This is a genomic window from Micromonospora sp. NPDC047620 (assembly GCF_043205005.1).
Classification (GTDB): domain Bacteria; phylum Actinomycetota; class Actinomycetes; order Mycobacteriales; family Micromonosporaceae; genus Micromonospora.
Genome location: NZ_JBIDDG010000001.1, coordinates 215,759 through 231,435 on the forward strand (window position 1 = coordinate 215,759; position 15,677 = coordinate 231,435).

Genomic DNA, 15,677 nt, shown 5'->3' on the forward strand with positions numbered 1-15,677 from the left:
CACCGCCACCCGGCGGTCGGGGCCGGTGCACTTTGTCACGTGGTACGCCGGTGCCCGTTTACCAAACCGTACGTACGTCTTGCTAGGGTGTGGGCGTGCGGCTGCTTCCTGAACCCGGCCCGGCCCGGACCCTCACCCTCGGCACCCTCGTGCGGACCGTCGGGCGCGGCCTGTGGCTGGTGGCCAGCGCGCTCTTCCTCACCCGCTCGGTCGGCCTCACCGCCACCGAGGTGGGCGTGGGGCTGACCGTCTCGGCCCTGGTCGGCCTGCTGGCCAGCGCGCCGACCGGATACCTCGCCGACCGGCTCGGCCCCCGGGGCACCCAGGTCGCCGCGCTGGTCGCCGGGGGCGCGCTGACCGCCGCCCTGGTGACCGTCCAGTCGTTCGCCGCGTTCCTGGCCGTCGGCGCGGCCACCGCCCTGGCCGACGCCGCCGACCGGGGCGCCCGGGGCGCGCTCATCGCCGGTTCCGTCCCCGCCGACCAGCGGGTCCGCACCCGCGCCTACCTGCGCGCCACCACCAACGTCGGGATCTCGGTGGGCGCCGTGCTCGCCGGTTTCGCGCTCGCCGCCGACACCCGGGCGGCGTACGTGGCGCTGATCCTCACCGCCGCGACGACGTACCTGCTCGCCGCCGCCGTCTTCACCCGGCTGCCGGCCATCGCTCCCGTGCCCGCCCCCACGCAGGGCCCCCGGCTGGTCGCGCTGCGGGACCGGCCGTTCCTGGCGTTCACCGTGCTCGACGGCCTGATGTCGATGCACTTCGGGCTGCTCAACATCGCCCTGCCGCTGTGGATCGTCGGGCACACCCGGGCGCCGGCCTGGGTGATCTCCGGGCTGATGCTGGTCAACACCCTGGTGGTGGTGCTCTTCCAGGTCCGCGCCGCACGAGGCACCGAGAGCCTCGCCGGGGCGGCCCGGGCGTCGCGGCGCGCCGGGCTCGCCATCGCCGCCGCCTGCGTCCTCTTCGCCGCCAGCGGCGGCCTGCCGACGGTTGCCGCCGTCGCGCTGCTGGTTGCCGGCGCGCTCGCGCACGTCGTCGGGGAACTGTGGCACTCCGCCGCCGGCTGGGGGATCTCCTTCGGGCTTGCGCCCGAGCACGCCCACGGGCAGTACCAGGGGGCGTACAGCATGGGTTTCGAGCTGGGCCGGATGATCGCGCCGGTGGTGGTGACCACGTTGGCCGTCGGGTGGGGCGTGCCCGGCTGGTTGCTGCTCGGTGGGCTGTTCCTGCTGCTCGGTGCACTGGTGCCCGGAGTGGTCGGCTGGGCCGCCCGCAACCGGGGCACCGCACCCGCGCCGCGACCGGTCCCGGTGCCGTAGTCCCTCTCGCCACTCGACCGGCGCGGCGGGGGGCGGATCTGGCAGGCTGGTATCCGTGCTGACGGTGCCGGTACGGCAACTCGGGGAGTCGGAGCGCCGCGCTGTCGAGCGGCTGCTCGACCTCGACCCGTTCGCGGGCGCGCAGGTCGCGGAGCGGGTCGCCGCGCGCGGCCTGGCCTGGTGGCGCGCCGAGGGCCGGGTACTGGGCTACGGCACCCGCCGCCACCTGGAGTCCGTCTGCTGGCTGGGCGGCAACCTCACCCCCGTGCTCGCCACCGAGCCGGCCGTCGCCGCCTACGCCGACCTGCTCGCCGGCGAGGAGCGGCTCTGCTCGTCGATCGTGGGCCGGGCCGACGCCGTGCTCAGCCTCTGGGACCGGCTCTCCGACGTCTGGGGGCCGGCCCGGGACGTACGCCCCAACCAGCCGCTGCTGGCCACCGACGCGCTGCCGGCGCTGCGGGCGGACCCGGAGGTGCGGCTGGTTCGCGGCGGGGAGATCGACCGGCTCTTCCCGGCGGCGGTGGCCATGTACACCGAGGAGGTGGGCGTCTCGCCGATCGCCGACGACGGCGGGCGCGGCTACCGGCGGCGGGTCACCGAACTGGTCCGGGCCGGGCGGGCGTACGCGCGGTTCGTCGACGGTCAGGTGGTGTTCAAGGCCGAGCTGGCGGTGGTGACCCGCCGGACCGCCCAGGTGCAGGGGGTCTGGGTGGCCCCCGAGTGGCGGGGCCGGGGCATCGCGACGGCGGCGATGGCCGCCGTGGTGCGTGACGCGCTGCTGCGGGTCGCCCCGACCGTGAGCCTCTACGTCAACGACTTCAACCTGCCGGCCCGCCGGGTCTACGAGCGCTGCGGCTTCCGCCCGGTCGGCACGCTCGCCACCGTGCTCTTCTGAACGCTCCCGGGCATGGCCCGGATCACCCCGACGGGGAGTGCCGAACCGGACGACCGGGGCTAGGCTGGGCATGTTTTTGCACCGACCAGTCAGTTTAAGAAAGTGAGCCGGGTCGGATGGTGGTCGTCGAAGCGCGGGGGCTGGGGTTGCGTACCCGGCGGGGATGGGTGTTCCGGGATGTCGACCTGACCGTCGCCGCGGGCGAACTGCACGCGGTGACCGGCCTGCCCGGCAGCGGGCGCACCTCGTTGCTGCTCGCCCTGGCGGGCCGCTTCCCGACCAGCGAGGGACGGCTGACCCGGCACGGCCCCGCCGCGCTGGGGCAGGTCGCCGGCGTGCACGAGCCCGACCCCGCGCTGACCGTCGCCGAGCATGTCCGGGAGCGGCTGCTGCTGCTCGGGCCGGTGCCCCGCCGCCGCCGGCGGCAACTGGTGCCGGTCGCCGCGCTGCGGGCCCGCCGGGCGTACCGGCGGGACGCCTTCGCCGCCGCGCTCGCCGGGGCCGGGTTCACCGGGGAGGTGCCCTTCGACCCGGACACCCGGGGGCGCGACCTCACCCCGCTGCAACGGCAGGTGCTCGGCCTGGTCCTGGCCACCCTGGGCGGGCCCCGGCTGATCGTCGCCGACGACGTGGACGCCGGTTGCGACGCCCCGGAACGCGCCCGGCTCTGGGCGACGCTCGCCCGCCTGGCCGACCAGGGCTACGCGGTGGTCGCCACTGCCCGCGCGGTCGAGGCGGACACCCCCGCGACCGTGCACCACCTCGGTGACCCGCCGGCCGTGCCGTCACCCCCCGACGAGGCGGCGGCCGGACCGTCCGAGGCGGCGGCCGGACTGCCCGAGGCGGCGGCCGGGCCGCCCGCCGCCGCTGGTCCGGGCGACGAGACCGATCCGACCGAGACCGTCGAGGTGGCCCGATGAGCGTCTTCCGACTCGCCCGGTTCGAGCTGCGCCGGCTGACCCGGGGCCGGCTGCCCCGCGCCGCGCTCGCCGTGCTCACCGTCGTCCCGCTGCTCTACGCGGCGCTCTACCTCTACGCCTTCTGGGACCCGTACGCCAAGCTGGACCGCATCCCGGTGGCGCTGGTCAACGCCGACCGTCCCGCCACCGCGAGTGACGGCACCGTCGTGCACGCGGGGCAGGACCTCGCCGACGAGCTGCTCGACCGACGGGTCTTCGGCTGGCACGTCACCGACGCCGGGGACGCCGCCGCCGGCCTGCGCAGCGGCCGCTACCACCTGGTCTTCGCGATCCCGGAGGACTTCTCCGCCAGCCTGGCGGACAGCCCCGAGCCTGACCGGCCGGCCCGGCGGGGGGCGCTGCGGGTGGTCAACGACGACGCCACCAACTACCTCTCCGGGCTGCTGGCCCGCACGGCGTTCAGTGAGATCCGGGCCGCCGCCGCGCAGAGCGCCGCCGGGAACTACTTCGAGAAGATGCTCGTGGGCTTCACCGACGCCAAGGCCGAGACCGGCCGGGCGGCCGACGGAGCCGCGAAGCTCGCCGACGGGCTCGACTCCTCCACCACCGGCGCGGGCAAGGTAGCCGACGGGCTGGGCACGTCGCAGGACGGCGCGGGCCAGATCGCGGACGGGCTGGACGCGTCCGCGACCGGGGCGGGCAGCCTCTCGGCGGGGCTCGACAAGACCGCGAAGGGCGCCGACGAACTCGCCGCCGGGCTCGGCGAACTGCGTACCGGGGCGGTGCAGCTCGCCGACGGCACCGCCCGCGCCGCGACGCAGACCCGCGCGGTGGCGGACAAAGTCAACGGCGCGGCCGGCCGGATCGAGCCGGTGCTGCGGGACAACGCGAAGCGGATCGAGGAGTCGGCCACGGCGATCGCCGAGGGGGCGCAGGCGCTCGCCGACGGGCTGGACGCCCTGCCCCGGCGGGCACAGGAGGCGGTCGGCCAGGCCGAGCAGGTCCGCGACCGGCTCGACGCGCTGGTCGCCGCGCACCCCGAACTCGCCGACGATCCCAGCGCGGTGGCCGCCCGTACGGCCGCGAAGGCCGCCGTCGAGGCGGCCCGCGCCGTGGCCGGCACGCTGGACGACGCCGACCTGACCGCCCTGGAGAACCGGATGACCAGGGTCGCCGCCACCGCCCGGGAGATCGCTGCCGGGGCGCCCCACCTGGCCGACGACGTCGTCGCCGCCAAGGCCAAGGTCAACGAGCTGGCCACCGGGCTGGGCACCCTCGCCGAGGGCAGCGCCAAGCTGCGCGACGGCCTCGGCACGGCGGCCACCGGGGCCGGGGAGCTGCGCGGCGGGCTGTTCCGGCTGGCCACCGGCGCCCGGGAACTCGACGGCGGCCTGCACAGGCTCAGCGCCGGCGGCGAGCGGCTCGCCGACGGCCTCACCCGGCTGGAGAGCGGCGCGGGCGACCTCGCGGCCGGCCTGACCCGGCTGGGCGGCGGCGCCGGCGACCTGGCCGACGGCCTCGCCGAGGGGGAGGAGAAGATCCCCGGGTACGCCGACGCGGAGGCCCGCGCCGCCGTCCTCGGCGACCCGGTCTCGCTGGACCGCACCGCCCGCAACGCCGCCGGCGCGTACGGCGTGGGCTTCGCCCCGTACTTCCTCGGGCTGGCCCTCTGGGTCGGTGCGATGATCACGTACATGCTGCTGCGGCCGGTCAACCGGCGGCACGTGATGTCCGGCGCGCCCGCCTGGCGGGTGGCGCTGGCGGGCTGGCTGCCCGCCGCGGCGATCGGGCTGGCCCAGGCCGGGGTGCTCTTCGCGGTGGTGACCCTCGCGCTCGACCTCGGCCCGGCGCGCCCGGCGGCCACCCTCGGCCTGCTCGCGCTGGCCGCGCTCGCCTTCACCGCGATCGTGCAGTGGCTCGGCGCGCTGCTCGGGCCCGCCGGCCGGCTCGCCGCGCTGGCCCTGCTGATGCTCCAGCTCACCTCGTCCGGCGGCACCTATCCGGTGCAGACCTCACCGGGCTTCTTCCAGGCGATCCACCCCTGGCTGCCGATGACCTACGTGGTCACGGCCCTGCGGCACACCGTCAACGGCGGATCGGCCGGGCCGGTCGGCACGGGGGCGCTGGTGCTGGCCGGCTTCGGCGCGGCGGCGCTCGCGCTCACCGTGGTCACCGCCCGCCGGGCGCGCCGCCTGACCCCGGCCACCCTGCACCCCGAGCTGTCCATGTGAGGATGCTGACGGGCCGGAGGCGCGGACGGGGAGGGCAAGTGACGGACGGACGGTCGCGGCGGCGGGAGGACACCCGCCAGCGCCTCTTCGAGGCGGCCGTGGAGCTCATCGCCGAACAGGGCTTCTCGGCGACCACCGTGGACGACATCGCGGCCCGCGCCGGGGTGGCCAAGGGCACCGTCTACTACAACTTCGAGTCCAAGACGGTGCTCTTCGAGGAGCTGCTCCGGCACGGGATCGGCCTGCTCACCGCCGAGTTCCGGGCCGCCGTGGCCGGGCTGCCGCCGCGCGAGGCGCTGGCGGCGCTGGTGCGCGCAGAGCTGGAGTACATCCGGCGGTACCGGGCCTTCGCGCAGCTCCTGCTCTCGGAGATGTGGCGGACGAACCGGGAGTGGCAGCAGACGCTGCGGCTGCTGCGCGGCGAGGCGATCGAGGTGATCGCCGAGACGGTCCGGGCCGGGGTGGCCGCCGGCGACCTGCCCGCGGACCTGGACGTGCGGACCGCCTCGTCCGCGCTGTTCGGCGTCGGGCTGGTGGTGGCGGTGGACTGGCTGGTGTTCCAGCCGGACCGGCCGATCGAGGACGTCGAGGAGGCGCTGCTCGGCATCGTCCGCCGGGTCGCCCGGACCTGACCCGGCGCCCCGCGCGGATGTCGCGTATGCCGGGCGGGCCGTAAATGCGTTGAACCGGACACCCCCACCGAGCAGGCTGGACGTCTCCTCCCCACCGCCTTCCCGAAGGGACTCCGATGCGTCTGCTCCGGGACCTGTGGGTCACCTCGCCCCGCCGCATGGCGGTCGTGACCTGCCTGATCGTGTTCGGCGCCGGCGGTCAGGCCGCCGCCGCCGCGCTGGCCGGTCCCGTCCTGGTGCACCGCGCCCCCGGGTTCTTCGCGCTGCTGGCGGTGGCGCTGGTCGCCGCCGTGCTCACCGACCTGGCGGTCAGCCTGCTGATGGCCGGGCTGACCGCCGACTGGTCCGCCGACGTGCGCCGCCGGCTGTGCCGGGTGGCGTTCGGGCAGGACCTGCCGACCCTGGAGACCACTCCGGTCGGCGAGCTGCTCGACCGAATCGACGGCGACGTCTACCAGGTCGCCGCCGCGGTGCGCAACCAGGGCGTACGGATCGCGCAGGCGCTGACGACGGGCCTGCTCTCGACGGTCGTCGCCCTCGCGGTCTGGTGGCCGGCCGGCGTCGGGATGCTGCTGCTCACGGTGCTGCTCGCGGTCGGCCTGCGCCGGCCCACCGCGCGGATCGCCCCCGCCCGGATGGCCGAGGAGGAGGCGTGGTCCGACCTCGCCGCCGTGATGGAGGAGGCCGTCCACGGCCAGGACGACGTGCGGACCAGCCTGGCCCGGCCGTACGTGCTGCGCCTCTACGCCCGGCGGGCGGCCGAGGTGCTCGACCGGGGCGTCCGCGTGTGGCGGATGTCGGCGCGGGTCACCACCGTGGCCGCCGGCGCCACCCTGGCCGGGATCGCCGCCGTGGTGCTCGGCGGCGCGTGGGCGCTGGTCGCCGGCCGGGTCGACGGCGCCCGGCTCACCGCCGTCTGGCTGCTCGCGATCGGGTTCGGCATGACCGTCGAGCACGTCAGCCGGATGGTCCCCGAGCTCCAGTACGCCCTCGGCGCGTGGGGCCGGGTGCAACTGCTGGCGAACTCCCCGCAGGAGCCCGTGGGCGGGGCCACCCCGACCGAGGGCGACCTGCTGGTCCGCGGCCTCACCTTCCACTACCACGGCACCGAGCCGGACGGCGGGCGCGGCCCCGCGCTGCGCGACGTCCACCTGACCTTCGCCCGTGGCCGCTCGTACGCCCTGGTCGGCCGGACCGGCTCCGGCAAGTCCACCCTGGCGAAGGTCCTCACCCGGGCCGTCGACGTGCCACCAGGGACGGTCTTCCTGGCCGGCCGCGACGTGCGCGACCTCGACGTCGAGCAGTTGCGTCGGTGGATCGCCGTGGTGCCCCAGCGCACGGAGATCCTCGCCGGCACCCTCGCCGAGAACGTCGCGCTGTTCGAGCCGGAACTGCGCGACGCCGCCGCCCGGGCGCTGCACGAGCTGGGCCTGGCGGGCTGGATCGCCGAGCTGCCCGACGGCCTGGAGACCCGGCTCGGCGAGGGTGGGCACGTGCTCTCGGCCGGGCAGGAGCAACTGGTCGCCTTCGCCCGGATCCTGGTGCGCGACCCGCACGTGGTGATCCTCGACGAGGCCACCGCCCGTCTCGACCCGGTCACCGAGGCGCGGGTGCAGCAGGCCACCGAGCGGCTGCTGCGCGACCGGATCGGCATCGTCATCGCGCACCGCCTCTCGTCCGTACGCCGCTGCGACGAGGTGGTGGTGATGGCCGACGGGGCGGTGGTCGAGGCGGGCCCGTTGCGGGAGTCGGCCCGCTTCGCCGACCTGCTCGCCAGCAGCCACGCCACCGCGTACGCGCACGCGGGGTCGGGGGCCCGGTCCGGCGGGGTGGACCTGCTGCCCGGCCCGCCGGACCCGTGGCCGCCCACCGGCCCCGACCCGGCGGAGCCGGCGGTCGGGCGGCCGACCGCGCCCGACGGCGACCCGACGCCAGCGGTGCAGGCGGAGCCCGAGGCGACGGCCCCGGCGCCGCCCCGGGGGCTGCGGGGCCTGCGCGGGCTGCGGGAGGTCCTGCGGCTGTGCGTCAACGACGCCCGGTACGGGCTGGCCTCGCTCGCGATGTTCGTGCTGCTGGTGGTCCTCGGGATGGACGGGCCGGTGCTGCCCTGGCTCTGGGCCGACCTGGTCGACGGCGTCGGCGATCCCTGGCTGCCGGCGGTGGGGATCGTCGCCGCCCTACTGGTCACCCTGCCGGTGCACTGGTTCACCGGCTACCGGTTCCCGCAGTGGTGGGTCCGGCAGATGCTGCGGATCAGCCTGCGGCTGGTGCACGGGCAGACCGGGCCGCGCCGGGTCAGCGGGCACACCCCGGCGGAGGTGGTGGCCCAGGGCGGCGACACCGAGCGGGTGGTGCAGCTCGCCGACAACGTGAGCGACCAGGGGATCTCGCTCGTGCTGCTGGCCGCGATGACGGCCGTGACCGGCAGCGTCGTACCGGGGCTGTTCTTCGCCGGGACGATGGTGGTCTCCGGGCTGGCCGCGACGCTGTTCGGGCCGCGGCTGGAACGCTCCGCCCGGGCCACCGTCGCCGCGCGGGCCGCGTTCGCCACCGCGCTGGTCTCCTCGCTGTCGGCCGCCCGTACGGTGAAACTCGCCGGGGCCACCCGGCCGGTGCTGGCCCACCTGGCCGACCTCGACGTGGTCCGCAGCGACCGGCAACGCCGCGAGATCGCGGTGCAGGTGTGGTCGCGGTCGACCCCGTCGCTGGTCAGCGGCCTGCTGCCGATCGGCGCGTGGGCGCTGTTCCTGGCCGGCGAGCTGTCGGCCGGGGCCACCCTGGTCGCGGTCGCCACCCTGGCGGCGGCCCGCTGGTTCGCCTGGACGACGGCGTCGCTGATCTCGCAGATCCCCTCCGCGCGGGTGTGGACGCGGCGGACGGTGGCGATGACCGGGGTGGCGGCCTACTCGGCGGCGGTGCCGGACGTGGACCTCGGCGCGGGCACCGCCCCGGCGCCGGAAGTGCCGCCCCGGCGCCCGCTGCGCCGGCTGGAGCTGACGGGCTTCGGGGTCCGGCACACCGACGGCACGGTGGCCGTCCGCGACGTCGACCTGACGGTGGAACGCGGCCAGTTGGTCCTGGTCGTCGGGCCGGTCGGCTCGGGCAAGTCGTCGCTGCTGCGGGCGCTCGCCGGCATCGCGCCGCACACCGGCCTGCTGACGTGGAACGGCGAGCCGGTCACCGAGCCGGAGCTGTTCCTGCGCCCCAACCAGGTGGGCTACGTCGGCCAGCTGCCCCGGGTGCTCTCCGGCACGGTGGCCGACAACATCACGCTGGGCCACCAGGTGGACGCCGCCGCGGCGGTGTCGACCGCCCAGCTCGACCACGACCTGGCGGCGGCCGGGGGCGGTCTCGGGCTGCTGATCGGGCACAAGGGCACCCGTCTCTCCGGCGGGCAGTTGCAGCGCCTCGCGCTGGCCCGGGCGCTCGCGCCGCGTACCGAACTGCTGGTCGCCGACGACGTGTCCTCGGCGCTGGACGTCACCACGGAGCTGGCGCTCTGGCAGGCCCTCCGCGAGCACGGGGTAACCGTGGTGGGCTCGACCTCGAAGCGGGCGGCCCTGGTGCGGGCCGACCACGTCGTGGTCCTCCTGTCCGGCACGGTCGCCGCCCAGGGCCCCTGGCGTGACCTGGAACCGCACTGGTCCCACCTGGCCGGTTGACCCGCCCTCCCCGGCCCCGTCCCGAGGGGCCGGGGAGGGGGTGGGGTCAGAGGGCGCGGGTGTACTGGGCGGGCCAGGTGGGGGTGGCGCCGAGCTTGGCGGCGGCGCGGTGCGGCCAGTACGGGTCGCGCAGGAGTTCCCGCCCAAGTAGGACCAGGTCGGCGTCGCCGGCGGCGACGATCTCCTCGGCCTGCTCCGGCTCGACGATCAGGCCGACCGCGCCGGTGGCCACGCCCGCCTCGCGGCGTACCCGGGCGGACAGCGGCACCTGGTAGCCCGGGCCGACGGGGATCGTGGCGGTGGTGGACGCGCCGCCCGAGGAGCAGTCGACGAGGTCGACCCCGGCGCCGGCCAGCTCGCCGGCGAGCACCACGCTGTCCTCGACCGTCCAGCCGTCGGGCTCCCAGTCCGTGGCGGAGATCCGGGTCAGCACGGGCACGTCCTCGCCGACCGCCGCGCGCACCGCGCGGGCCACCTCCAGGGTCAGCCGCATCCGGCCGGCCCGGTCCCCGCCCCAGCCGTCCCGCCGCTGGTTGGTCAGGGGCGAGAGGAACTCGTGCAGCAGGTAGCCGTGCGCGGCGTGGATCTCCACGGCGGCGAACCCGGCGTCGACGGCCCGCCCGGCCGCCGCCGCGAACGCCTCGACCACGCCGACGATCCCGGCCTCGTCCAGGGCGGTTGGCACCCGGTGGTCGGGCACGAACGGCGTCGACCCGGGGCCGACCGGCGTCCACCCGCCCTCGGCGTCGGGCACCCCGCCCCGGCGCGGCGCCCACGGCCGGTACGTCGACGCCTTGAACCCGGCGTGCGCGAGCTGTACCGCCGGCACGGCGCCGTGCGCCGCGACGAACGCGGTCACCGGCCGCCAGGCGTCGACGTGCGCCCCGGACCAGAGCCCGGTGTCCTGGGGGCTGATCCGCCCCTCCGGCACCACCGCGGTGGCCTCGGTCAGCACCAGGCCGGCGCCGCCGACCGCCCGGCCGCCGAGGTGCACCAGATGCCAGTCGGTGGGCAGGCCGTCCGGGCCGGCGGTGTACTGGCACATCGGCGCCAGGGCGATCCGGTTGGGCAGGGTGACCGCGCGCAGGGCCAGCGGCGTGAACAGGACACTCATGTCGTCATCCTTTCTGCCGGCCGAGGAGGACCTCCCCACGGAGGTCCTCCTCGGCGTCGACGCGCCCGTCGGTGGTGGGCGTCGCCCGGACGTCCCGCCGGGGCTCGTGGCGGGGGTGGTCCGCCGGGGCCGTGCCGCAGCGGCGTCGCGCGTCGGCGGGCGGGAGGAGTTCTCAGGCCGGGACGGGGCTGAGGTCCTCCGGCCGGCGGGACCGGGCGTCGGCGTCGGCGTCCGCCGGGTCGAGTGGCGAGCGTCGGCCGGCCGAGTCGTACGCGGTCCGGTCCAGCGTGCCCTCGCGGGCCGCGACGATGGTCGGCACCAGCGCCTGACCGGCCACGTTGGTGGCGGTGCGGATCATGTCGAGGATCGGGTCGATCGCCAGCAGCAGGCCGGCGCCGGCCAGCGGCAGGCCCAGCGTGCTCAGGGTCAGCGTGAGCATCACGATCGCGCCGGTCAGGCCGGCGGTGGCCGCCGAGCCGACCACCGACACGAAGGCGATCAGCAGGTAGTCGGTGAGGCCGAGGTCCACCCCGAAGACCTGGGCGACGAAGATCGCCGCGAGGGCCGGGTAGATCGCCGCGCAGCCGTCCATCTTCGTGGTCGCGCCGAACGGCACCGCGAACGAGGCGTACTCGCGGGGGACGCCGAGCCGCTCGACCGAGCGCTGGGTCACCGGCATCGTGCCCACCGAGGAACGGGAGACGAAGGCCAGCTCGATCGCGGGCCAGGCGCCGGCGAAGAAGCGCAGCGGGTTGAGCCGGCCGGCGGCCAGCAGCACCAGCGGGTAGACCACGAACAGCACGATCGCGCAGCCGACGTAGACGGCGGTGGTGAACTTCGCGAGCGGGGCCACCAGGTCCCAGCCGTACGAGGCGACGGCGTTGCCGATCAGACCGAGCGTGCCGATCGGGGCGAGCCGGATGACCCACCAGAGCGCCTTCTGGACGATCTCCAGCAGCGCCCGGTTGAGCGCCACGAACGGCTCGGCCTTCTCGCCGACCAGCAGCGCCGCGGCGCCGACGACGAGGGCCAGGAAGACGATCTGGAGCACGTTGCCCTCGACGAACGCGCCGACGGGGTTGGTCGGCACGATGCCGGTGAGGAAGTCGGTCCAGGAGCCGGTCCGCTTCGGGGCGGCGGCGCCGGCGGTGTCCAGGGTGACGCCGCGGCCGGGGTTGGTGAGCAGGCCGAGCCCGATGCCGACGGCCACCGCGACCAATGCGGTGGCGCCGAACCAGAGCAGGGTCTTCAGCGCGAGCCGGGCGGCGTTGGCCACCCCCCGCAGGCTGACGACGCTGACCACGATGGCGGTGAAGACCAGCGGCGGCACGGCCAGCTTGAGCAGTTGGACGAAGAGGCCGCCGACGGTGTCGAGGGTGCTGGTGAGCCAGCTCAGGTCGTTGGCGCGGGCGAGGAAGCCGAGCGCCACGCCGAGGACGAGGCCGAGCAGGATCTGCACGGAGAAGGGGATCTTGCGCAGGGCGGAAGCCATGAGGATGTGTCCCAGGGTCTGGAGGGTCGAACGGGGCAGCGTCAGGAGAGCGGCTGCGCCGGACAGATGCCGCTGGCCTGCAGTCGGAGGTCGACATACAGGCGTACGGTGAGGTGCCAGACGTTGGTCATCGCCCGCCGAGGCTATCTCCCCGGCCGACCGACCGGAAGGATCGACTCCGGTGACGCTCCTTACAGGGAATGTTTGGAAGGGGCCCTTCCTCTACCGGAGGCGTTAACAAGGTGCCCTTCCTTACCGGCGCAGGGCGATGGTGATGGCGGTGGCGGCGGCCCAGAGGAGCGCCACCAGGAGCAGCAGTCGCTCCAGCACCCCGACCAGGGCGCCCCGGCCCACCGCGAGCATCGCCAGCCCCACCACCCCGGCCAGCGGCAGCGCCACCGCCGCCGCCCCGGCGGCCAGCCGGCGCAGCGACCGGTCGGCCCCGGGCGGGAAGGCGATCGCCAGCATCGCGAAGACCACCGCCGCGGTCGCGACGATGCTCGCCCCGCCGTGCACCAGGTCGGCCGCCGTGGCCCGCTCGAACGGCGGCAGCGGGCAGCCCGCGCTGCACGTCACCGCGCCCGAGACCAGGGTGCAGACGCTCCCGGCGGCGAGCAGCGCGGCCGCGGACCGCAGCCCCGCCGGCAGGGCCGCCGCGAGCAGCAGCAGCGCCGCGGCGAGGGCGAAGACCCCGATCCGGTACGCCGGGGCGTACGCGCTGTCGGTGACGCCCGCCTCGCTGACGTACCCGGTCAGGCCCGGGCCGGGACCGGCGACCACGGCGACGGTCACGGCGGTCGCGCCCGCGACGATGCAGCCGGTGGCGGCCGACGCGGCGGCGGCCCGGGACGGGGAGACGGTCGGGCCCGCCCGGCGCGGCTCGGCCACGCCCGGGGTGGCGGTCGGATCTGCCCGGCGCGGCTCAGCCACGCCCGTGCGGCGTCGTCCAGCCGGAGGTGTCGGGGCCGAGCGGGACGATGCCCGTCGGGTTGATCGCCGCGTGGGTGCCGTAGTAGTGCCGCTTGATGTGGTCGAAGTCGACCGTCTCACCGAAGCCCGGCGTCTGGAACAGGTCCCGCGCGTACGCCCAGAGCACCGGCATCTCGGTGAGCTTCTGCCGGTTGCACTTGAAGTGCCCGTGGTACGCCACGTCGAAGCGGACCAGGGTGGTGAACAGCCGCACGTCGGCCTCGGTGATCGCGTCGCCCATCAGGTAACGCCGGCCCGCCAGCCGCTCCGACAGCGCGTCGAGCCGGGCGAACAGCGCCGTGAACGCCTCCTCGTACGCGGCCTGCGAGGTGGCGAAGCCGCACCGGTAGACGCCGTTGTTGACGTCCCGGTGGATCTCCGCCATCAGCGCGTCCATCTCCGGGCGGAGCTCCACCGGGTAGAGGTCCGGCGCGCCCGGCTTGTGCAGGCTGCGCCACTCGGTGGAGAAGTCGAGGGTGAGCTGTGGATAGTCGTTGGTGACCACCCGCCCGGTGCGCGTGTCGACCAGGGCCGGCACGGTGACTCGCCCGGTGTAGTCGGGATCGGTGGCCAGGTACGCCTCGGACAGGAAGCCGATGCCGAGCACCGGGTCGAACCCGTCCGGGTCGAGGCTGAACCGCCAGCCGCGCTCGTCGCGGATCGGGTCGACCGTGCCGAGTGAGATCGCGTCCTCCAGGCCGAGCAGGTTACGGACGATCCGGGCCCGGTGCGCCCAGGGACAGGCCCGGCACCAGATCAGCCGGTAGCGGCCCGGCTCCAGCGGCCAGCGGTCCTGGTCGTCCGGGCCGCCCCCTGCGGGGGAGGTCGAGTGGGGGGTGACCCGACCGGTGAACCGGTTGGGCTGGCGGACGAACGCGCCACCGCCGCTGGTCTCTGCGCTGAACTGGGCCCGGGCCATGCCGTCAACCTATCCGCTGGGCGCGCGGATATCCTGGCGGCCGGGCGACCCCGTGACCCGGAAGCGCCCGCCCCCGCCCCTTCCCACCCCCCGAAGGATCGCGCTGATGACCGTGGCATACCTGGTGGCCGGTGTCCGCACCCCGATCGGCCGGTACGGCGGCGCCCTCGCCGGCGTCCGCCCCGACGACCTGGCCGCGCACGTGATCCGCGAGCTGGTCGCCCGGCACCCGTCCGTGGACTGGGCGCGGGTCGACGACGTGATCCTGGGCTGCGCCAACCAGGCCGGGGAGGACAACCGCAACGTGGCCCGGATGGCGGCGCTGCTCGGCGGGCTGCCCGAGGAGGTGCCCGGCAGCACGGTCAACCGGCTCTGCGGTTCGGGCCTCGACGCCCTGGCCACCGCCGCCCGGTCGATCGTGGCCGGCGAGGCCGACCTCGTCGTGGCCGGCGGGGTGGAGAGCATGAGCCGCGCCCCGTTCGTGATGCCGAAGGCGACGACCCCGTACTCCCGCAACGCCGAGGTCTACGACACCACCATCGGCTGGCGGCTGGTCAATCCCCTGATGAAGAAGCACTGGGGCATCGACTCCATGCCGGAGACCGCGGAGAACGTCGCCGCCGAGTACGGCGTCGGCCGGGCCGCGCAGGACGAGTTCGCGTACCGGTCGCAGCAGCGGGCCGCGAAGGCGCAGGCCGACGGCCGGTTCGCCGAGGAGATCGTGCCGGTGACCGTGCCGGCGGGGCGGCGCGAGACGAAGCTCGTCGAGGTCGACGAGCACCCCCGGGAGACGTCGCTGGAGAAGCTGGCCGCGCTGCCCACCCCGTTCCGCGAGGGCGGCACGGTGACCGCCGGCAACTCCTCCGGCGTCAACGACGGCGCGGTGGCGCTGCTGGTCGCCTCCGAGGCGGCCGTGACCCGCTACGGCCTGACCCCGCTGGCCCGGATCGCCGGGGCCGCCGCGGCCGGCGTACCGCCCCGGACCATGGGCGTCGGGCCGGTGCCGGCCACCCGGAAGCTGCTCGACCGGCTCGGCGTCGGCCTCGACGCGGTCGACGTGATCGAGCTGAACGAGGCGTTCGCCGCGCAGTCCGTCGCGGTGCTGCGCGAGCTGGGCCTGCCCACCGACGCCGAGCACGTCAACCCGAACGGCGGGGCGATCGCGCTCGGGCACCCGCTCGGCGCGAGCGGCGCCCGGCTGGCCCTGACCGCCGCGCTGGAGCTGCGCCGCCGGGGCGGGCGGCGGGCGCTCGCCACCATGTGCGTCGGCGTGGGGCAGGGCATCTCGCTGCTGCTGGAGTCCGCCGGCTGACCCGGCGGCGGCCGGCCCGTCCTCGGGCCGGCCGCCCCCGCCGGCCCGAGGGGACGCGGGATGTGCCCGGCCGGCGCCCGGTGTCCGGTCGGTGACGGACACCGGACGGGCCGACGAAGTGGGTCATGGGACCTCCCCGTGCCGCGAGTGGGCGGCCTAGAGTGGTGAGCACCACTCGATCCGCGGGTCGGCCGGTGGCTCCGCGTGCC

At 75.9% G+C, this 15,677-nt stretch carries 11 protein-coding genes; 7 read left to right on the top strand and 4 right to left on the bottom strand.

What is annotated here, in order from left to right:
• Window positions 1-95: 95 nt before the first annotated feature.
• The 6 genes from ACGF5C_RS00955 to ACGF5C_RS00980 all read left to right on the top strand — a co-directional run bounded on the left by ACGF5C_RS00955 (window position 96) and on the right by ACGF5C_RS00980 (window position 9,662).
• Window positions 96-1,322, top strand: a complete 1,227-nt coding sequence (locus ACGF5C_RS00955; RefSeq protein WP_393295463.1) for an MFS transporter — start codon at window positions 96-98, stop codon at window positions 1,320-1,322.
• Window positions 1,323-1,377: 55 nt separating this feature from the next.
• Window positions 1,378-2,217: a GNAT family N-acetyltransferase gene (locus tag ACGF5C_RS00960; RefSeq protein WP_393295466.1), complete on the top strand. Its 840-nt coding sequence runs from the start codon at window positions 1,378-1,380 to the stop codon at window positions 2,215-2,217.
• A 116-nt stretch (window positions 2,218-2,333) separates the two neighbouring features.
• Window positions 2,334-3,137 (top strand): ATP-binding cassette domain-containing protein, encoded by an 804-nt coding sequence (locus tag ACGF5C_RS00965; protein ID WP_393295469.1) that lies wholly within the window; start codon window positions 2,334-2,336, stop codon window positions 3,135-3,137.
• The gene (locus ACGF5C_RS00970) at window positions 3,134-5,368 is read left to right on the top strand and encodes a YhgE/Pip family protein (RefSeq protein WP_393295472.1); all 2,235 of its coding nucleotides are present in this window, start codon (window positions 3,134-3,136) and stop codon (window positions 5,366-5,368) included. The genes ACGF5C_RS00965 and ACGF5C_RS00970 overlap by 4 nt, the downstream gene beginning before the upstream one ends.
• Before the next feature lie 38 nt (window positions 5,369-5,406).
• Window positions 5,407-6,000, top strand: coding sequence for a TetR/AcrR family transcriptional regulator (locus ACGF5C_RS00975; RefSeq protein ID WP_393266665.1), 594 nt, complete (start codon window positions 5,407-5,409; stop codon window positions 5,998-6,000).
• A gap of 116 nt (window positions 6,001-6,116) precedes the next feature.
• Window positions 6,117-9,662 (top strand): ATP-binding cassette domain-containing protein, encoded by a 3,546-nt coding sequence (locus ACGF5C_RS00980; RefSeq protein WP_393295475.1) that lies wholly within the window; start codon window positions 6,117-6,119, stop codon window positions 9,660-9,662.
• Window positions 9,663-9,708: 46 nt separating this feature from the next.
• Here the strand turns inward: ACGF5C_RS00980 and ACGF5C_RS00985 are convergent, their stop codons facing one another.
• The 4 genes from ACGF5C_RS00985 to ACGF5C_RS01000 form a co-directional block, all read right to left on the bottom strand.
• Window positions 9,709-10,776 (bottom strand): NADH:flavin oxidoreductase/NADH oxidase, encoded by a 1,068-nt coding sequence (locus tag ACGF5C_RS00985; RefSeq protein WP_393295478.1) that lies wholly within the window; start codon window positions 10,774-10,776, stop codon window positions 9,709-9,711.
• A gap of 172 nt (window positions 10,777-10,948) precedes the next feature.
• Complete coding sequence (locus ACGF5C_RS00990) at window positions 10,949-12,256, bottom strand: dicarboxylate/amino acid:cation symporter (protein ID WP_393295926.1); 1,308 nt, start codon at window positions 12,254-12,256, stop codon at window positions 10,949-10,951.
• A gap of 264 nt (window positions 12,257-12,520) precedes the next feature.
• Window positions 12,521-13,198: a DUF998 domain-containing protein gene (locus ACGF5C_RS00995; RefSeq protein WP_393295481.1), complete on the bottom strand. Its 678-nt coding sequence runs from the start codon at window positions 13,196-13,198 to the stop codon at window positions 12,521-12,523.
• On the bottom strand, window positions 13,191-14,156 hold the full coding sequence (locus ACGF5C_RS01000) for a glutathione S-transferase family protein (protein WP_393295484.1): 966 nt from the start codon (window positions 14,154-14,156) through the stop codon (window positions 13,191-13,193). Before ACGF5C_RS01000 ends, ACGF5C_RS00995 begins: the two co-directional genes overlap by 8 nt.
• Before the next feature lie 106 nt (window positions 14,157-14,262).
• Between ACGF5C_RS01000 and pcaF the strand changes: the two genes are divergently transcribed.
• Complete coding sequence (pcaF, locus tag ACGF5C_RS01005) at window positions 14,263-15,468, top strand: 3-oxoadipyl-CoA thiolase (protein ID WP_393295487.1); 1,206 nt, start codon at window positions 14,263-14,265, stop codon at window positions 15,466-15,468.
• The last annotated feature ends 209 nt before the right edge of the window (window positions 15,469-15,677 follow it).

What these genes read in the sequence shown, in the direction of transcription:
- ACGF5C_RS00965 (WP_393295469.1), top strand. Translation starts at nt 2,334, where the DNA reads ATGGTGGTCGTCGAAGCGCGGGGGCTGGGGTTGCGTACCCGGCGGGGA.
- ACGF5C_RS00970 (WP_393295472.1), top strand. Translation starts at nt 3,134, where the DNA reads ATGAGCGTCTTCCGACTCGCCCGGTTCGAGCTGCGCCGGCTGACCCGG.
- ACGF5C_RS00980 (WP_393295475.1), top strand. Translation starts at nt 6,117, where the DNA reads ATGCGTCTGCTCCGGGACCTGTGGGTCACCTCGCCCCGCCGCATGGCG.
- ACGF5C_RS00985 (WP_393295478.1), bottom strand. Translation starts at nt 10,776, where the DNA reads ATGAGTGTCCTGTTCACGCCGCTGGCCCTGCGCGCGGTCACCCTGCCC.
- ACGF5C_RS01000 (WP_393295484.1), bottom strand. Translation starts at nt 14,156, where the DNA reads ATGGCCCGGGCCCAGTTCAGCGCAGAGACCAGCGGCGGTGGCGCGTTC.
- pcaF (WP_393295487.1), top strand. Translation starts at nt 14,263, where the DNA reads ATGACCGTGGCATACCTGGTGGCCGGTGTCCGCACCCCGATCGGCCGG.